This is a genomic window from Sphingobium sp. LF-16, from assembly GCF_003711185.1.
GTDB classification, from domain to species: domain Bacteria; phylum Pseudomonadota; class Alphaproteobacteria; order Sphingomonadales; family Sphingomonadaceae; genus Sphingobium; species Sphingobium yanoikuyae_A.
Map to the genome: position 1 here is coordinate 2,568,316 of NZ_CP029335.1, position 17,781 is coordinate 2,586,096.

At 66.0% G+C, this 17,781-nt stretch carries 16 protein-coding genes; 5 read left to right on the top strand and 11 right to left on the bottom strand.

Features of this window, described 5'->3' with window-relative positions; all coding sequences use genetic code 11:
• Positions 1 to 39: 39 nt before the first annotated feature.
• Positions 40 to 990, bottom strand: coding sequence for a phosphoribosylglycinamide formyltransferase (purN, locus tag DIZ22_RS12015; protein ID WP_048937814.1), 951 nt, complete (start codon positions 988 to 990; stop codon positions 40 to 42).
• A gap of 116 nt (positions 991 to 1,106) precedes the next feature.
• On the bottom strand, positions 1,107 to 2,201 hold the full coding sequence (gene purM / locus DIZ22_RS12020; RefSeq protein WP_017500249.1) for a phosphoribosylformylglycinamidine cyclo-ligase: 1,095 nt from the start codon (positions 2,199 to 2,201) through the stop codon (positions 1,107 to 1,109).
• A gap of 91 nt (positions 2,202 to 2,292) precedes the next feature.
• Here purM and DIZ22_RS12025 point away from each other — a divergent pair, with 91 nt between their 5' ends.
• The 4 genes from DIZ22_RS12025 to DIZ22_RS12040 are packed head-to-tail and all read left to right on the top strand — an operon-like array spanning position 2,293 to position 7,878.
• Positions 2,293 to 3,576: a hypothetical protein gene (locus DIZ22_RS12025; RefSeq protein ID WP_048937813.1), complete on the top strand. Its 1,284-nt coding sequence runs from the start codon at positions 2,293 to 2,295 to the stop codon at positions 3,574 to 3,576.
• A complete protein-coding gene (locus DIZ22_RS12030; RefSeq protein ID WP_004211120.1) occupies positions 3,573 to 4,205 on the top strand; it encodes a hypothetical protein in 633 nt (210 codons plus the stop codon). Before DIZ22_RS12025 ends, DIZ22_RS12030 begins: the two co-directional genes overlap by 4 nt.
• A 3-nt stretch (positions 4,206 to 4,208) precedes the next feature.
• Positions 4,209 to 6,347, top strand: a complete 2,139-nt coding sequence (locus DIZ22_RS12035; protein WP_010337022.1) for an RNA degradosome polyphosphate kinase — start codon at positions 4,209 to 4,211, stop codon at positions 6,345 to 6,347.
• A gap of 7 nt (positions 6,348 to 6,354) precedes the next feature.
• The gene (locus tag DIZ22_RS12040) at positions 6,355 to 7,878 is read left to right on the top strand and encodes a Ppx/GppA family phosphatase (protein WP_048937890.1); all 1,524 of its coding nucleotides are present in this window, start codon (positions 6,355 to 6,357) and stop codon (positions 7,876 to 7,878) included.
• A gap of 21 nt (positions 7,879 to 7,899) precedes the next feature.
• Here DIZ22_RS12040 and DIZ22_RS12045 read toward each other — a convergent pair whose 3' ends face one another.
• The 7 genes from DIZ22_RS12045 to DIZ22_RS12075 all read right to left on the bottom strand — a co-directional run bounded on the left by DIZ22_RS12045 (position 7,900) and on the right by DIZ22_RS12075 (position 14,703).
• Positions 7,900 to 8,085, bottom strand: coding sequence for a Trm112 family protein (locus DIZ22_RS12045; protein ID WP_234415735.1), 186 nt, complete (start codon positions 8,083 to 8,085; stop codon positions 7,900 to 7,902).
• Between the two features lie 8 nt (positions 8,086 to 8,093).
• Positions 8,094 to 8,705 (bottom strand): LON peptidase substrate-binding domain-containing protein, encoded by a 612-nt coding sequence (locus tag DIZ22_RS12050; protein ID WP_037510200.1) that lies wholly within the window; start codon positions 8,703 to 8,705, stop codon positions 8,094 to 8,096.
• A 15-nt stretch (positions 8,706 to 8,720) separates the two neighbouring features.
• Positions 8,721 to 9,632: a tetratricopeptide repeat protein gene (locus tag DIZ22_RS12055; protein ID WP_048937811.1), complete on the bottom strand. Its 912-nt coding sequence runs from the start codon at positions 9,630 to 9,632 to the stop codon at positions 8,721 to 8,723.
• 96 nt (positions 9,633 to 9,728) lie between these two features.
• Entirely contained in the window at positions 9,729 to 10,166 is a 438-nt protein-coding gene (locus DIZ22_RS12060) for a DUF2141 domain-containing protein (protein WP_048937810.1), read from the bottom strand.
• An 18-nt stretch (positions 10,167 to 10,184) separates the two neighbouring features.
• Positions 10,185 to 10,904 (bottom strand): sterol desaturase family protein, encoded by a 720-nt coding sequence (locus DIZ22_RS12065; RefSeq protein WP_122928221.1) that lies wholly within the window; start codon positions 10,902 to 10,904, stop codon positions 10,185 to 10,187.
• A gap of 84 nt (positions 10,905 to 10,988) precedes the next feature.
• Positions 10,989 to 13,316 carry an arylsulfatase gene (locus tag DIZ22_RS12070; RefSeq protein ID WP_048937808.1) on the bottom strand — a complete coding sequence of 776 codons (2,328 nt, stop codon included), beginning with the start codon at positions 13,314 to 13,316 and terminating at the stop codon, positions 10,989 to 10,991.
• A 496-nt stretch (positions 13,317 to 13,812) separates the two neighbouring features.
• Entirely contained in the window at positions 13,813 to 14,703 is an 891-nt protein-coding gene (locus DIZ22_RS12075) for a prephenate dehydratase (RefSeq protein ID WP_048937807.1), read from the bottom strand.
• A gap of 172 nt (positions 14,704 to 14,875) precedes the next feature.
• On the opposite strand from DIZ22_RS12075, the gene DIZ22_RS12080 reads away from it, so the two are divergent.
• On the top strand, positions 14,876 to 15,499 hold the full coding sequence (locus DIZ22_RS12080; protein WP_048937806.1) for a c-type cytochrome: 624 nt from the start codon (positions 14,876 to 14,878) through the stop codon (positions 15,497 to 15,499).
• 40 nt (positions 15,500 to 15,539) lie between these two features.
• Here DIZ22_RS12080 and DIZ22_RS12085 read toward each other — a convergent pair whose 3' ends face one another.
• Positions 15,540 to 16,346: a kinase gene (locus DIZ22_RS12085; protein WP_048937805.1), complete on the bottom strand. Its 807-nt coding sequence runs from the start codon at positions 16,344 to 16,346 to the stop codon at positions 15,540 to 15,542.
• Between the two features lie 2 nt (positions 16,347 to 16,348).
• Positions 16,349 to 17,665 (bottom strand): hemolysin family protein, encoded by a 1,317-nt coding sequence (locus DIZ22_RS12090; RefSeq protein WP_037510219.1) that lies wholly within the window; start codon positions 17,663 to 17,665, stop codon positions 16,349 to 16,351.
• Between the last annotated feature and the right edge of the window lie 116 nt (positions 17,666 to 17,781).

Here is a 17,781-nt window from a genome sequence, read left to right on the forward strand (position 1 = left end):
ACTCATCCTGCATATTTGTTCGGCCCATCGACCAGATGGTCAGAACTGGTCGGCGATATCCATCAGGCCGAGCAGCTTCTTCGGCGCGATCTGGCGCCAGCTGGCGTGGAGCCGCTCGCCGATATGGTCCCAGTCGGTATCGCCCAGGTCGAGGCGGATGCCGACCCAGTCATTGCCGAAATAGGCGGGGCGGTAATAGCGGTCCGGATCGGCTTCGATCAGGGTTGCCTGCTCTTCCGGCGCGGTGGTCTTCACCAGCACGGCAATGATGCCGTCGCCATGATGGTCGCGGGTGAAATAGGCGAATTTCTTGCCCTTCACGATGCCGAAGCAGGGCATGCCGTGCGACACGATCTCGTCCGCCTGCGGCAGCACCAGCGCGGCTTCACGCACCTTGTTCAGCAGCCAGTCGGGCTGGCGCTCACGGGTGACGAAATCAGCGAGCGTGCGCGAATAGAGCTGATGCTCGGCGATCAGGATGCGCCCGGCCAGGCTGTCGGCCGTGTCGCCGGGCAGGATCGCCACCGGGGTCTGGCCCAGCACCGGGCCATCGTCCAGTTCGGCGGTGACGATATGGACCGAACAGCCGGCATGGCTGTCGCCCGCGTCGATCGCGCGCTGATGGGTGTCGAGGCCCTTATATTTGGGCAGCAGGCTGGGATGGATGTTGAGCATCCGGTCTTCCCAGCCGGACACGAATTCGGGCGACAGAAGCCGCATGTAGCCGGCCAGCGCGACATATTGGACGCCCGCGGCACGCAGCTGCGCGTCGATCACCGCGTCGAACTCCGCGCGTTTCATACCCTTGTGGCTCTGGCCGAAGGTGCCGATGCCCTCGGCCGCGGCGAGCGCCAGGCCGGGGGCTTCCGGATCATTGGCGGCGACCAGCACGATCTCGAACGGACAGTCCTGCGCCTTCGCCGCATAGAGCAGCGCCGCCATGTTCGAGCCACGGCCGGAAATCAGGACGCCGATCTTTGCCTTGGTCATAGGGTCTCCCCTCCCGCCTGCGGGAGGGGCCGGGGGAGGGCCTGTCTTAAAGGCGATCCCCTGGAAAACCCTCCCCTAACCCCTCCCGCAGGCGGGAGGGGGATTGGTGGTGCTTGTCAGCCCAGATGCGTGGCCGACCAGTCGGCCTTGGCGCTCCAGGTTTCGGCGCTGCCCTTGACGGTGCAGCCCTTGTCGCCTTCGCTGACAGTGCCGACGCGGAACACGGTTTCGCCCGCATCCTCCAGCGCCTGGGTGACGCCCACAACATGCGCCTCGTCCACCGCCAGGATCATGCCGATGCCGCAGTTGAAGGTGCGCGCCATCTCTTCGGGCTCGATATTGCCCTGCGCCTGGAGGAAGGCCATCAGGCGCGGCTGCTCCCAGGCGTCGGCGTCGACGATGGCATGGGTGCCTTCGGGCAGGACGCGCGGGATATTTTCCAGCAGGCCGCCGCCGGTGATGTGGGCGAGCGCATTGATCATGCCGGCGCGGACCAGCGGCAGCAGGCTCTTCACGTAGATCTTCGTGGGGGCCATCAGCGCGTCGATCAGCAGCACTTCATTGTCGAACAGCGCCGGGCGATCGAGCTTCCAGCCCTTGTCGGCGGCGAGGCGACGGACCAGCGAGAAACCGTTGGAGTGGACGCCCGACGAGGCGAGGCCGATCAGGACGTCGCCGGCCTTCACCTTGTTGCCGGTCAGCGCCTTGGAGCGTTCCACCGCACCGACGCAGAAGCCGGCCAGGTCATAGTCGCCGTCGCTGTACATGCCGGGCATTTCGGCGGTCTCGCCACCGATCAGCGCGCAGCCGGCCTGGCGGCAGCCCTCGGCGATGCCGGCGATGACGCGTTCGGCGACGCCCGACTCCAGCTTGCCGGTGGCATAATAGTCGAGGAAGAAGAGCGGCTCGGCGCCCTGCACGATCAGGTCGTTGGCGCACATGGCAACGAGATCGATACCCACGCCGTCATGGCGGTCATGGTCGATCGCCAGCTTCAGCTTGGTGCCCACGCCGTCATTGGCCGCGACCAGCAACGGGTCGTCATAGCCCGCCGCCTTCAGGTCGAAAAAGCCGCCGAAACCGCCCAGTTCGGCGTCCGCGCCGGGGCGTCGGGTGGCCTTGGCCAGGGGGGCGATGGCACGGACAAGGGCATTGCCCGCGGCGATGTCGACGCCAGCCTTGGCGTAGCTGTAGGATTCGTTGTCGCTCATGGGCCAGCGCCCTAGAACAATAGCGCCGAAAACGGAAGGCTGGATGGGTTGGCGCTTGGCATGCGGGGCAAATCTCGCCAAAAGGACGCCCGTGATCCTTGCCAAGACTCTTCGTCGCCTGTCGTTTCCGCCAGCGCTTGCTCTCCATGCCCTGTCCCGGCCGGCGCAGATCGCCGGCGCGGTGGGAATCGGCCTGGTCGGCGCTGCGCTGTTCGCCCAGATGGAAGGCGAACGCGGCGTCCCGCCGATCGCCAGCGGCGGCGATTATGAGGTGCGCGGCGTGAAGGTCGACGTCCAGGCCGGCAGCGCCGATGCGGCCCGCTATGCCGGCTGGCGGCTGGCCCAGCGCCAGGCGTGGAAGATGCTGTGGACCCGCACCCATGGCGGAACGGGCGTGCCCAGCCTGTCCGATTCGCAACTGGAAGCCATGATCTCGGGCATCGAGGTCGAATATGAACAGGCCGGCCCCGGTCGCTATGTCGCGACGCTCGGCATCTTGTTCGACCGCGCGCGTACCGGCCAGTTGCTGGGCGTTTCCGGCAATGTGATGCGCTCGCCGCCGCTGCTGGTGATCCCGGTCCTGTGGGATGGCGGCTCCGCCGTATCCTATGAACGGGTCAATGAATGGCAGAAGGCCTGGGCGCGTTATCGCACCGGCGACAGCGCGATCGACTATGTCCGGGTCGCGGGCTCGGTCGCCGACCCGGTATTGCTCAACGCCGGCCAGACCGGACGGCGCGGCCGCCTGTGGTGGCGCGTACTGCTCGACCAATATGGCGCGGCCGACGTGGTGATCCCGATGGTGCGGCTCGACCGGCAATGGCCCGGCGGCCCGGTGACGGCCAATTTCACCGCCCGCTATGGCCCCGACAACAGCCTGATCGGCAGCTTCGCGTTGCGCGCCTCGAACGACAGCGGCATCCCGCAGATGCTGGACGAGGGCGCGCGCCGGATCGACGAACTCTATATCCGCGCGCTCAATGACGGCCGCCTGCGGCCCGATCCGTCGCTGATCATCGAGGAACCGGTCGATCCCAGCGCGCTGGCGATCGAGAATGCGACCGAGGCGCCGATCGAGGCGGTCGACATGCCACTGCCCACCGCCGGCGCCAGCGTCGCCAGCTTCGCCATCCAGTTCGACACGCCTGACGTCGGATCGGTCACCGCCGGCGAATCGGCCTTGCGCAGCATTCCGGGCGTCCGCTCGGCCGCGACCAGCAGCCTGGCGCTGGGCGGCACGTCGGTGATGCAGGTCAGCTTCGAGGGCACGGCCGACGCGCTGCGCACCGGATTGCAGGCGCGCGGCTACAGCGTGGCGGTATCGGGCAACACCATGCGCATCTCGCGCCGGCAGGCCCCCGCAGGACAGCCATGAGCCAGATCAGCCTGCCCTTCGAATGGCAGGGCCAGGGCGAGGAGTTTCTGGTGAGCGAGGCCAATCAACTGGCCGTTGCCCATCTGGAACGCTGGCGCGACTGGCCTGTGTCGGTGACCGTGCTGACCGGCCCGCCACTGTCGGGTCGTTCGGCGCTGGGCCGCCAGTTCGTCGCGATGAGCGGCGGCAGCGTGATCGACGATGCCGAGGGGCAGGACGAGCATATGCTGTTCCATGCCTGGAACGAGGCGCAGACCGAGCATCGCCCGCTGCTGATGATCGGCCGCACGTCCCCGCTGCGCTGGACGGTGGCATTGCCCGACCTGCGATCGCGGCTGGCCGGATCGCCCCATGTCGCGATCGAGGAGCCGGACGAGGCGCTGGCGCTGGCGCTGATCGAACGGCGGCTGGGCGCGTCGGGCGCCAGCTTCGCGCCGGACCTCGCCCCCTGGCTGCTCCGGCGGATCGAGCGCAGCTATGGCGCGATTGCGGCGGTGACGGCGCTGCTGGATGAGGCGTCGCTGTCATCTGGACGTAAGATTTCGGTCGCACTGGCGAAAGAGGCTCTGCAATCTGCAGGAATCTTGCCTATAGTCCCGCCCGATCCCACCAACGACCAGCGCGAGTAATCCGTGGCCGAAGCCGATCCCATCGCCAGCCTTTCGCCCGCGGGCGAGCGCTATTTCAACCGCGAGCTTTCCTGGCTGGCCTTCAACCAGCGGGTGCTGGAAGAGGCGATGAACCGGGCCCACCCGCTGCTCGAACGGCTCCGCTTCCTGTCGATTTCGGGCGCCAATCTCGACGAATTCTTCTCCGTCCGGGTGGCAGGGCTCAAGGGGCAGCAGTTGCAGGATGTCGATCTGCGATCGGCCGATGGCCTGACGCCGGCGCAGCAGCTCGGCGCGATCACCGAAACCACGGCCAGCCTGATGCGCGCCCAGCAGAAGGTCTGGGGCGCGCTGCATGGCGAGCTGGTGCAGGTCGGGATCGAGGTGATCGGTCCGTCCGCAGAAATGGATGTCGGCTGCGCCCAATGGCTGCGCGAACATTTCCTGACCCAGATCTTCCCGATCCTGACGCCTCAGGCGCTGGACCCTGCGCATCCCTTCCCCTTCATCCCCAATCAGGGCCTGTCGATCGTCTTCGATCTGGAGCGCCTGTCGGACAAGCAGCCGATCCGCGAACTGGTGATGATCCCCTCCTCGCTAGCCCGCTTCGTGCGCATTCCGGGCGAACCGATGCGCTACATGGCGCTGGAGGCGGTGATCCGCCGCTTCTCGGCCGATCTCTTCCCCGGCTATCGCGTCCGCAACAGCGGCGTGTTCCGCATCATCCGCGACAGCGACATCGAGATCGAGGAAGAGGCGGAGGATCTGGTCCGCTATTTCCGCAGCGCCATCAAGCGCCGCCGCCGCGGCCGCGTGATCCGCATGGAGATAGAGGAACGCATCCCCGAACCGGTCGAGGAAATGCTCCAGGACATGCTCCAGGGCCATGAGGCGATCGTGGTCGAGGTAGAGGGCTTCATCGGCATCGGTGACCTTAGCGGCATCGTCGACGCCGACCGCCCCGACCTCAAGTTCGAGCCCTATGCGCCCCGCTTCCCCGAGCGCATCCGCGAATATGGCGGCGACTGTTTCGCCGCGATCCGCGCCAAGGACATCGTCGTCCACCACCCCTATGAGGCGTTCGACGTCGTCATCTCCTTCCTGAAACAGGCCGCGTCCGACCCGGATGTGGTCGCGATCAAGCAGACCCTCTATCGCGCGGGCAAGCAGTCGGCGATCATCCGCGCCCTGATCGACGCCGCAGAGGCCGGCAAGTCGGTGACCGCGGTGGTCGAACTAAAGGCGCGCTTCGACGAGGAACAGAATCTGATGTGGGCCGACGCGCTGGAACGCGCCGGCGTCCAGGTCGTCTATGGCTTCATCGACTGGAAGACCCATGCCAAGGTGTCGATGGTGGTGCGGCGCGAGGGCGACCAGTTCCGCAGCTACTGCCATTTCGGCACCGGCAACTATCACCCGATCACCGCGCGCATCTATACCGATCTCAGCTTCTTCACGGCCGATCCGGCCTATAGCCGCGATGCAGCCGCTTTGTTCAACTACATCACCGGCTATGTCGAACCGCAACGGCTGGAAAAGCTGGTCATGTCGCCCCGCGACCTGCGCGACACGCTGTGCGCCTGCATCGATGCGGAGATCGACCATGTCCGCGCCGGCCGCCCCGGCACCATCTGGGCCAAGATGAACAGCCTGGTCGACCCGGCGATCATCGAGAAACTCTATGCCGCCAGCAATGCCGGGGTGCAGATCGACCTGATCGTGCGCGGCATCTGCTGCCTGCGGCCGGGCGTTCCGGGCATGTCGGAAAATATCCGGGTCAAGTCGGTCGTCGGCCGTTTCCTGGAACATAGCCGCATCACCGTCTTCGGCAATGGCAAGGCGCTGCCCAATAATGGCGCCAAGGTCTATATCAGCTCGGCCGACTGGATGCCGCGCAACTTCGACCGCCGCGTCGAATTCCTCGCGCCGGTCGAAAACCCGACCGTCCATGACCAGATTCTGGACCAGGTGATGGTCGCCAATCTGATCGATACCGAACAGAGCTGGGTGCTGGACCGCGACGGCCATTATACCCGGCTGGAGCCGGGCGACCGGCCGTTCAACCTGCACCGCTATTTCATGACCAACCCGTCGCTGTCCGGGCGCGGCGCAGCGCAGGAGCATGGCGCGGTGCCGACCCTGCGCCTGCGTGGCCGGGCCTGATCGCGCGATGAACTCGATGCTCAGCCGCGTGCGCGCCATGGCCGAGACCATGGCAACCTCGCCCGAACCCGCTACCGCGCGCTCGGCGATCATCGACATCGGCTCCAACAGCGTCCGCCTGGTCGTCTATGACGGGCCGCGCCGCATCCCCTTCATCCTGTTCAATGAAAAGGTGATGGCGGGCCTGGGCGCTTCGCTCGCCAAGACCGGTGCGATCGAACCGGAAGCGATGGAGCGCGGCCTGCGTGCCATCGGCCGCTTTGCCCATCTGTGCCGCGACATGCGCGTCACCGACATACGCTGCGTCGCGACGGCCGCCGTGCGCGACGCCACCAATGGCGCCGAGTTCATCACCCGTGCCAAGGCTATGGGCCTGACCGTCGAACTGCTGTCGGGCGCGCAGGAGGCGATCGGCGCCGCCATGGGCGTCTTGTCGGGCATTCCCGATGCCGACGGCATCGTCGGCGACCTGGGCGGCGGCAGCCTGGAACTGGCCCGCGTGCGCAAGGGCGCGGTCGAACAGACCATCTCGCTGCCACTGGGCGTGCTGCGCCTGCCGCAGATCCGTGCCAAGGGGCCGCGTGCGCTTGATCGCTGCGTTGCCAAGATGCTGGAAAAGGCCGGCTGGCAGGCGGAACCGGACCTGCCCTTCTATCTCGTCGGCGGATCCTGGCGCTCGCTCGCCCGCTTCGACATGCAGCTCACCCATTTCCCGCTGCCGGTGGTGCATCAATATGAGATGAGCGCGGCCCGTGCCGAACAGCTCACCCGCATCATCTCCCATGTCGACAAGGGCCGGCTGAAGCAGATCCCGGCGATGACCGGATCGCGCGTGCCGACCCTGCCGGATGCCGCCGCGCTGCTGTCGGTGGTCGTGCGCCAGCTCAAGTCCAGCCGGATGATCGTGTCGGCCTATGGCCTGCGCGAAGGGCTGCTCTACGAAAATCTGCCCGACGATATCCGTGCCCATGATCCGCTGCTAGTCGCGGCTGAGGCGGAGGGCGAGGCACAGGCCCGCTTCCGCGGCCATGGCGACCGTATCGACCGCTGGATCGCCCCGCTATTCCCCGACGATGACAAGGGTGCGCGCCGCATCCGCCGCGCCGCCTGTCTGCTGGCCGATGTCAGCTGGCGTGCCAATCCCGATTTCCGCGCCGAACGCGGCGTCGAAATCGCCCTGCACAGCAATTGGGTCGGCATCACCGCTGCCGAGCGGGCGATGCTGGGCCAGGCGCTGCACACCCATTTCGGCGGCGATGTCGGCACGCTGCCCAACCTCGACCGCATGGCCAGCGCGGATGCGCTGCGCCGCGCCGCGCTCTGGGGCCTCGCCATTCGCCTTGCCCAGCGCCTGTCGGGCGGCGTCGAAGGCCCGCTCGCCATTTCCCATCTGGAACGGCATGGCGACCGCATCGACCTCCACCTGCGCGACGAGGATGCCGATCTCTACGGCGAAGCGGTCGAACGCCGCCTGCGCAACCTCGCCCAGGCCATGGGCCTCAAATATCAGCTGCTCGACGGACAGGGGTAGGCCGACACCGACCGCGCCCGGTCAGGAAAGGGCGGTCGCTTCCCGCACGACCAGCACCGGCACGCCGTCGCGCACCGGATAGGCGAGGCCCGCCGCGTCCGACACCAGCGCCTGGCGGGCCGCGTCCCAGCGCAGCGGCGTGCGCGTCGCCGGGCAGACCAGCTTGGCCAGCAGCCAGGGATCGATCGGGGCCGTCTCTTCGCTCATAATCTCGCTCATTGCATCGTCGCGCCGCCGTCGCGCTCGGCGCGACCGACGATCTGCATCAGCTGGATGATCCGGTCGGCCCGCTCGCTCAGCGTGTCGGCCTCCAGCAAGGTCTGCTTGGCCGCCGGGTCGAACGGCGCGATCTGGGCGATGCCGTTGACCAGCGCCATGTCGTCCAGCCGCGACACCGCCGTCCAGTCGACCGCATAGCCCAGCGCATCGGCAAAGCGGCGCGATTCCTGCTCCAGCGCCGCCCGCTCGACCAGATGCAGCACCTCGTCCTCCGGCGCCTGCTCCACCTCCGCCTCGATCTGGCGGAACAGCGTCGACACCTCCAGCTCGCGCACCAGCCGGAACCGGGCCAGCCCGGTCAGGATGATGTTGAACCGGCCATCGTCCAGCGCCTCGATATGGCTGATCCGCCCCAGGCAGCCGACGTCGAACAGCGGCGGCTTCTGCCCCTCGCTGCGCGGCTGGATCATGCCGATGCGCCGGTCGCGCGCGGACGCATCCTGCACCAGCGCGCGATAGCGCGGCTCGAAGATATGCAGCGGCAGCTCCATGCCCGGCAGCAACAGCGCGCCGGACAGCGGAAAGATCGAGATGCGCGCGCGGTTCACCGGGTCACCGATCCTTTACGAAAACAGGATCTGCGACAGCTTGCGGCGCTGCGCCGACACCCACGGATCTTCCAGCCCGACCGCCTCGAACAGGGTCAGCAGCTGGGTGCGCGCGGCGCCGTCATTCCAGGCCCGGTCGCGGCGCACGATCTCCAGCAGCTGCTCGGCCGCGCCATCGCGGTCGCCATTGCCCATCAGCCCGGTCGCCAGCTCGAAGCGCGCCTCATGATCGTCACCATCGGCCGCCAGCCGCGCCTCGACCCCCGACAGGTCGGCCACGGGCTTGGCATTGCGCGCCAGCGCCAGCGCCGCCTTCGCGCGCTCGATCGCCTGGTCCTTCTGCATCTCGGCGGGCAGTTCGGCGAGCAGCGCATCGGCCTCGTCCAGCTGCCCCAGCGCCACCAGCGCGCGCAGCAGGCCGCTCAGCACTTCGGCATTGTCCGGCGCGATGTCGGCAATCTGCTGGAACACCGACAAGGCCCGCTCCGCCTCGCCGCCGGCCAGCATCTCCTCGCCCATCGCGATCAGCGGCGCAATCTCTTCCGCCTGCGCCTTCTCGTCCGATTCGATCGGCAACTGGCTCAGCAGCTGGTCGAGATATTGCTTCAACTGCCCCTCGGTCCGCGCCTGGCTCAGGTCCGCGACCGGCTGGCCCTGGAACACGGCATAGACGGTCGGGATCGACTGGACGCGGAACTGGCTGGCGATGAAGCCATTTTCATCGACATTCACCTTCACCAGCTTGACGCCCTTGCTGGCATAGTCGGCGCACACCTTCTCGATCACCGGCGCCAGCTGCTTGCACGGGCCGCACCATTCGGCCCAGAAGTCGACGATCACCAGGCTCGTGCGCGAAGGCTCCACCACATCCTGGCGAAACGCCTCCACGGCCGCCTTGTCGGCCTCGCTCAGTCCCAGGGTCGCCACGCTTCATTCTCCTGCAATGCGGTTAGTCGCCGCCGTCATACAGCGCCTTATGTGGGGCGTCACCCCTGCTGGACAAGTCGGGGCGCGCGCGCCGCCTTACAGGAAATATTTGAGCCGGATCGCCTGCCGCACCGGCGCGCCGCTCACCACGAACTCGGCCGACCGGAAGCTGGGCGCGCCAAAGCGCAGCACCGGATTGCGCGAAAAGCCCACCCCTTCGCGCGGAATGCCGGCAAAGGTGTCCAGCTTGCCATTGCCATTTTCGTCATGGATGATCGCGATTGCATAGTCGCCCGGCGCCAGATTACCGAGCGGTATGGCATTGCCCGTCGTCGCCACGATCAGGTGGCGCTTGTCGGGATCCTTGCTGCAATCGGGAAAAAAGTCGGCCGATCGCGCCACGCAGATCAGGATGCGCCCCTTGGCCGATCGCAGCCCCTCGGCCGTCATGCTGATCGGCTGGGCCAGGTCCATCGGCGCCGCCCCCGCCAGTCCGATCAACGCCACCGCTGCAAACACCACCCGACCGATCACGCCTGTTCCTTCCTGAAATCACGCCCGAAATCCCCCAAGCCCCCGGTCGGTGCCGCACAGCCGGTCCCAGACGCGAAAATAGAGGCCATAATTGCACCGATATTGTTCATGATGCCGCTGATGATGGCTGGCGGTGATCAGCCAGCGGCCAATCGGCCCGCGCACCATCCAGCGCGGAAACATCTCCCACCCCATATGGTTGGACACGCCCATGATCGTCATGATCGACAGCACCACGCCCAGCGCGCCGACATGGATCGGGATCAGGAAGACCAAAGCCGGGATCACCACCGCCCCGGTCAGCGCCTCCCACGGGTGAAAGCTCATCGCCGCCCAGGCGGTCGGTGGCCGGCTGGCATGATGGACGGCATGGGCGATGCGGAACAGCCGGGGCGCGTGCATCCACCGGTGCGTCCAGTAGAACCATGTGTCATGCGCGGCGAGATAGAGCAGCACCGACACCGGCAGATACCAGAGCGGATAGCGGCCGACATCCTCATAGATGCGCGTCCAGCCCCGCGCCTGCCAGCCCCAGGCGACGACCCCGGCGGGGATGCCATAGATGGCGGCGGACGCCAGCGACCAGCCAATCTCCCGCCCGATCTGCCGCCCCTGCCCGCGATAGAGGCCCGGCTGCCGCAGCCTTGTCGCCAGCGCAAAACCGCCACTGGCAATCAGATAGCGCACCCCGACGATCAGCGTCATCGCCAGCGCGGACAAGAGGATGGCTGCGACCATGGCGGGGCTATAGCGGTGAATGCGGGGGAGCGGAAGCGGAGGGGTTGGCGACTTGCCGAACGCCGGCAAGTCGCCGCCGGCAGTTCATTGTGTCGCGATGGCGATCTTCACCTGGTGGGCCAGATCGTCAAACTCGACATCGCTGATGTCGACCAGCACCCGCTTGATCGTGCCGTTGAACTTGGCCGGGCTCTTGTAGAGCTTCGAAACCGGCGTGATCAAATCGCACCCGATATCGAAACTTTCACCCACGGTGAAGCGTGCGCCGACCTGCTGCTCGAAGCGTCCTTCGCCGACCACCGTCTCGCCGAGCCGCAAGGTCGCCTTGCCGCCGGTGGCGAACTCACCTTCCTTGTCGCATTCGATCTGCACCGAAAGCACATGGTGCCCCGCCGGGATCTTGTCATTCGATGCCACGCGATAGCGCTCGGTATTGAACCAATTATGCTCCCAATAGAGGGTGCCGTCCTTCATGAAGAGACTGTAGCCGCCAGCCTCGCCGCCGCAGCAGGCAAGCACACCGTCACCGCCCGCTTGCGGTATCTCCACTTCGGCCGCGATGGTGTGATTGATATTCTTGGTCGGCGGTGAGGCGGGTTCGGGAATGCGCGTCGTGCCCGGCAGGTAGATGAACTGTTTCTTGCCGCGCAGATAACTGGGCTTCAGATTGACGTCGGCCCGTTCGACAAAGCGATCGTCGAGCGGCAGGACATTATATTTCGCCGCCTCGGCCCAGAACATGTCCTGCAATTCGCGCAGTTTGGCCGGTTCCTTTTCGGCCAGATCATTGGCCTGGCTGAAATCCTCGTCGATATTGTAAAGTTCCCATGTATCGCTGTCGAAATCGGGCGAGGAACCGGAGGTCTGCCAGGGCAACTTGCCATGGCGCGCGCCTGCGACCCAGCCATTATGATAGAGGGCGCGGTTGCCGAACATCTCGAAATACTGCGTCTGCCGGGTCGAGGGCGCGGCCGCATCGCCCCAGCTATAGGCCATGCTGACGCCTTCGATCGGCTTTTGCGGCACGCCGTTGATGGAGATCGGCTCGGTCACGCCGGCCGCTTCCAATATGGTCGGCACGATGTCGATCGCATGATGGAACTGGCTGCGTAGGCCGCCCTGATCGGCAATGCGACTGGGCCAGCTCATCACCATGCCGTTGCGCGTACCACCAAAGTGCGATGCGACCTGCTTGCACCATTGGAAGGGCGAGGAGCCGGCCCAGCACCAGGACACCGGATAGTGATTTTCATGCTCGGTGTTGCCGATCTCGTCGATCACTTTCAGCATTTCCTGAACATCGTCAGGATAGCCATGTTGCGATTTCATGTTGTTGACCGTGCCCGTCAGCGTACCTTCGGCGCTCGGGCCATTGTCGCCGACGACATAGATGATCAGCGTATCGTCGCGCAGCCCCATCATCTCCAGCGCTTCAACAACCCGGCCTAGCTGCGCATCGACATGCTCCAGGAAGCCGGCAAAGACCTCCTGCATGCGCGCGTAGAGCTTTTTCTCGTCGGCGCTGCAATCGTCCCAGGCCGGCATCGAATCCGGCCGGGGTGTCAATTGCGTGCCCTCCGGCACCACCCCCAGCTTGATCTGTCGCGCTAGCGTTTCCTCGCGCACCTTGTCCCAGCCCTGATCGAACTGGCCCTTATACTTGTCGGCATAGTCCTTGGGGCTGTGATGCGGGGCATGGGCGGCGCCGGGCGCCCAATAGGCAAAGAAGGGCTTGTCCGGCGCACTGGCCTTCTGGCTGCTGATCCAGGCGATCGCCTTGTCGGCCATGGCCGAACTCAGATGATAATTGTCATCGCCCTCGGGCTTTTCGATCGGCAGCGTGTTTTCGATCAACGGCGGATCCCAATTATTGGTTTCGCCGCCCATGAAACCATAGAAATATTCAAAGCCATGGCCGGTCGGCCAGCGATCGAAGGGGCCGGCCGGGCTGGTTTCGAAATCGGGCGTGTTATGCCATTTGCCGAAGGCGGCGGTGTTGTAATGGTTGAGCCGCAGTGTCTGCGCCACGCAGGCGGCGTTTTCCGGCCAGCGGCCGTCATAGCCGGGAAAACCGGTCGCCAATTCCATGATGATGCCGGTGTGCATCGAATGATGGTTCCGGCCCGACAGGATCGCCGCGCGGGTTGGCGAACAGAGCGCGGTGGTGTGGAAGCGATTATAGCGGATACCCTGCTTCGCCAGCTTTTCCAGGGTCGGCGTGTTGACCGGACCGCCAAAGGTCGAAGCATGGCCGAATCCGACATCGTCCAGCAGCACCAGCAGCACATTGGGCGCCCCGTCCGGCGCCTGCGGCACATCGGGCACGACAGCCTCGGAATCCGCATAGGTTCGACCGACCCGACCGGAAAAATGGGTATCCGTCTGCGGGTAAGGAAGGATCGTTTCGGTCATCCGTAGCTCCGATCATTTAGGTACGCCGAAACGGGACGCCCGTTCGACTGGCCCCGCCATGGCCTTGCAGGATTTCGGCGGATTCGTCGAAAGAAGCTAATTTGCCAGGCGATCGAAACCATCGGGGAGAACCCTGATAATAGACTGCGCGAACGGCGATGATCTGAACTGGCCGTCTTTTCAGGGCGCAAATCCACCCCGCTTTCCTACTCGGCTAATTTCTGATCTATCCTCCGCGATGGAGCAGCCGCGATCCCGCCCTTGCACACGCACCGATGCGCCGCCACCCCCGCAACCCAACAGGCGCGCCACCATGACCCGGATGGCGCTTCGCAATGACCCGGATGTGATCCAACAGGCGCGTCGGCGGTGCGCGGCAGGCGCGAAAAGGCCGGAAAACGCCGATATCGTCGCGCCACGACACTGTGAACTTCGCGATGTGACCCTGGAGAGACCCAGGAGTGACCCTGAAACCGCCCTATGCCGGGCGCACCATTCAGGTGCGGGGGCGGGCCTGGCGGTAGCTGCCCAGTACGCGCACCCATTTGGTGTGGAATTCCAGCTCGGCGAGCGCGCGGTCGACCGCCGGGTCGCCCGGCATCCCTTCGATATCGCAATAGAATTCGGTCGCGGCAAAGCTGGCGCCGCGCTGGTAGCTTTCCAGCTTGGTCATGTTGACGCCATTGGTCGCAAAGCCGCCCATCGCCTTGTAGAGCGCGGCCGGGATATTCTTCACCTCGAACAGGAAGGTGGTCATGACCGGGCCGACGCCCGCCGCCGGTGCCTTGGGCTCGCGCGCCAGCACCAGGAAGCGGGTCATATTGTCGTCGCTATCCTCGATATTCTCGGCGATCAGGCGCAGGCCATAGATTTCGGCGGCCAGATAGGGGGCGATCGCCCCCTCGCCCGGCGCCCGCGTCTCCGCCACCAGCGCGGCGGCGCCGGCGGTGTCGGCATAGGCGACCGGCTGGATGCCGCGCTCGCGCAGATAATGGCGGCACTGGCCCAGCGCCTGCGGATGGCTGATCGCGCTCTTCACCGGCACCGTGTCGGGCGCCATCAGGCAGTGGCGAATGCGCAGGAAATATTCGTCGACGATGTGCAGCCCGGATTCGGGCAGCAGGAAATGCATGTCGGCGACGCGGCCGTGCAGGCTGTTTTCGATCGGAATGATCGCTCGGGCGGCAAGGCCACCCCGCACCGCGTCGATCGCATCCTCGAACGCAAAGCTGGGCAGCGGCACGCAATCGGGGGCGTAGCCAAGCGCGGCCAGGTGCGAATTGGCACCGGGCGCGCCCTGATAGGCGACGGCGCGCGCCGGATCGGCAGCGGCCTTTTGCGACATGTCGGCGACCAGCGCGCGAGCGGGGGCGGGATAATTTTCCATGCGTGCCTGCGCGCTTAGGCAGTTGGGGGATCGCGCGCAAGCATCGGCGGGGCGGCACCGCTCGAAAAGCGCCACGGCGGGTTGCACCCCGGCCTATCCCCCATTATGGCAAGTGCTTAAGTGGGGGAGCGCACGACAGCCTCCATAACAAAGATGCGAGGGAAATCTGCGGATGGGCGATCGATTCAACACCGTTGCAGGGTGGGCGTTGTTTGCAGGCATCATCGCGCTGGGTGGCGCGATCGTCAGTTCCAAATATTTCCACGATGAACGGCCCGAAAAGATGGGCTATGCGATCGAGGGCGTCGAGGTGGAAGGCGAAGGTGGCGGCGACAGCGGCCCCGGCCTCAACACCCTGCTCGCCAGCGCGGATGTCGCGGCCGGCGAAAAGGTGTTCGCGAAATGCGCCGCCTGTCACACCGTCAATCAGGGCGGCACCAACGGCATCGGTCCCAATCTCTACGCCACCGTCGGCGAAGGCATCGGCCAGGGCAAGGGCGGATTCGCCTTCTCCGAAGCGCTCAAGAGCAAGGGCGGCGAATGGAGCTTCGACAATCTCGATCATTGGCTGAAGAGCCCGCGTGAATTTGCCCCCGGCACCAAGATGACCTTTGCCGGCCTCTCCAACCCGGCCGATCGCGCCAACCTGATCGCCTGGCTGAACACCCAGGGGTCCAACCTCCCCCTGCCCGCCGCCGATGCCGCGCCCGCTGCGGCCGACAATGCCGCCCCGGCCGAAGGCGGCGACAATGCCGCCAACGCGACCGAAGCCCCGGCCGAGAACGCAGCGCAGTAAATTTCAGGAAGGGCGCGGCCGGTGGCGGCGCCCTTTTCGGCTATCGGCTGCGAACCGCCGTCACGCCGCGCCAGGCATCCAGTTCCACGACCAGATCGGCCCGCGCCGGCATCTCGTCCAATATATGCCGGGTCAGCCGCTCATAATGCTGGATGAAGCGGGCGACCTCTTCATCGCTCATCACCGCACTGCCGCCACCGGCCGCGCGCAATTCCGCCTCCTGCTGCGTCCGCCAGCCCTGCACCACGTCAAACCCCGGCGCCGCCAGCAGCGCCAGCGCATCGATCCGCCCGAACAGCGCCTGATAGTCCCCCGCCAGCGCCGCATTGACGAAGCGCCGCCAGCGCCCGTCGCCATCCTCGTCCCGCTCCAGCGCGTTGACCGGGGCATCCAGTGCGCCTGCCTCCTGCGCCCGCGCGCCCACGCACCAGCCCTCCAGGATCAGCAGCCGCAGCCCCGCCCCTGCCTCCGGCCACGCGCTTTCAGGCAAGCGATCATCCACCGCCTTGTCGAACCGCGGCAAGCACGCCGCCTGCCCCGCCGCCAGCGCGTCCAGCACCCGCAGTCCCAGCGCGACATCATGCGTCCCCGGAACGCCCCGCGTCCGCAGCAGCGGATGCACGTCCTGCGCCAGCGCTTCCCGCTCAGCCTTCGTCAGATACAGATCATCGATCGACAGGATCGCGCTCGCCACGCCCCGCGCGCCCATGCGCGCATGCAGCGCCTGCGCCAATGTGCTCTTGCCGCTGCCCTGCGCCCCGCACAGGCCCAGCACGGCCAGGCCATCCTTCTCTTCCAGCAGGCGCAGCGCCAGGCGATCGACCGCATCGAGCGCCGTCGCCGCCACGGTCAGAGCTGCGCGACCAGCAGCTTGTCGATCTTGCGTCCGTCCATGTCGACAATCTCGAAGCGCCAGCCCTGATCCTCGGCATAGTCGCCGACTTCCGGCAGGCGCTTGAGCAGCCACAGCACATGGCCCGCGACCGTCGCATAATCGCGGTCCTCGGACAGGTTGATGTCGATCTTCTCGGCCAGCTGGTCGATCGGCATCTGCCCCGACACCAGCAGACTGCCATCCTCGCGCTCGACCATGTCCGGCTCGTCATAGACGTCGCGGTCCGACGCGAAATGGCCGGCGATCGCGGACAGCAGGTCGGCCGGGGTCACGATCCCCTCGAAATGCCCATATTCGTCATGCACCATCACCATCGGCACGTCGGACTTGCGCAGCACTTCCAGCGCATCCATCGCGTCGACCTGGTCAGGCACGACCTCCGCCTTGCGCAGCAGCGCCTCGATATTCAGCGCCTCGCCCCGGAATAGCGCGGTCATGATGTCGCGCGCCTGGACGATGCCGATAATGTCCTCCACCGATCCGCGCCCCACCGGCAGGCGGGTATGCGGCGTTTCCAGCAGGCGCAGGCGGATCGTGTCCTCATCGGCGTTGATGTCGATCCAGTCGACATCCATGCGCTGGGTCATCACCTCGCGCACCGGCCGGTCGGCCAGCCGCACCACGCCGGAGATGATCGCCCGCTCGCTTTCCTCGATGATGCCCGACCGGCTCGCCTCGGCGACGATCAGATGCAGTTCCTCGACCGTGACATGATGTTCGGATTCGCGGTCCAGCCCCAGCAGCTTGAAGATCAGGCCGCTCGACTTGTCGAGCACCCACACCACCGGCGCGGTCAGCTTGGCCAGATACAGCATCGGCGTCGCCACCAGCACGGCGATCGGCTCGGGCTGACGCAGCGCGAACTGCTTGGGCACCAGCTCGCCAATGATCAGCGAGGCATAGGTGGTGAGGCCGATGACCAGCGCAAAGCCAAGATTTTCCGCCATATTGGGCGACAGGCCCAGCGCCGCCAGCCGCTCGCCGGTCGGCCCGCCAAGGCTGGCGCCCGAATAGGCGCCCGAAATGATGCCGATCAGGGTGATGCCGATCTGGACGGTCGACAGGAACTTGCCTGGGTCCGCCGCCAGCTGCAACGCCGACTTGGCGCCGCGCTTGCCCGCCTTCTCCATCGCCTGCAGCCGTGGCTTGCGCGCGGACACGATGGCCAGCTCCGACATCGCGAAGACGCCGTTCAGAGCGACCAGCGCCAGGATGATGATGAGGTCTACCCAGGGGAAGGGCGTCGGAGCGGGAGGGGGGATCGTGGCCATGGTGGTCTCCTCCCCTATAACCTTTATTCTTTCGTTTTCACAACCATCCCATCATCGCCCGTTCAGTTCACTTGTGGAACAATCCATCGCCTGGGTTATTAGGGAGGCATCCATCC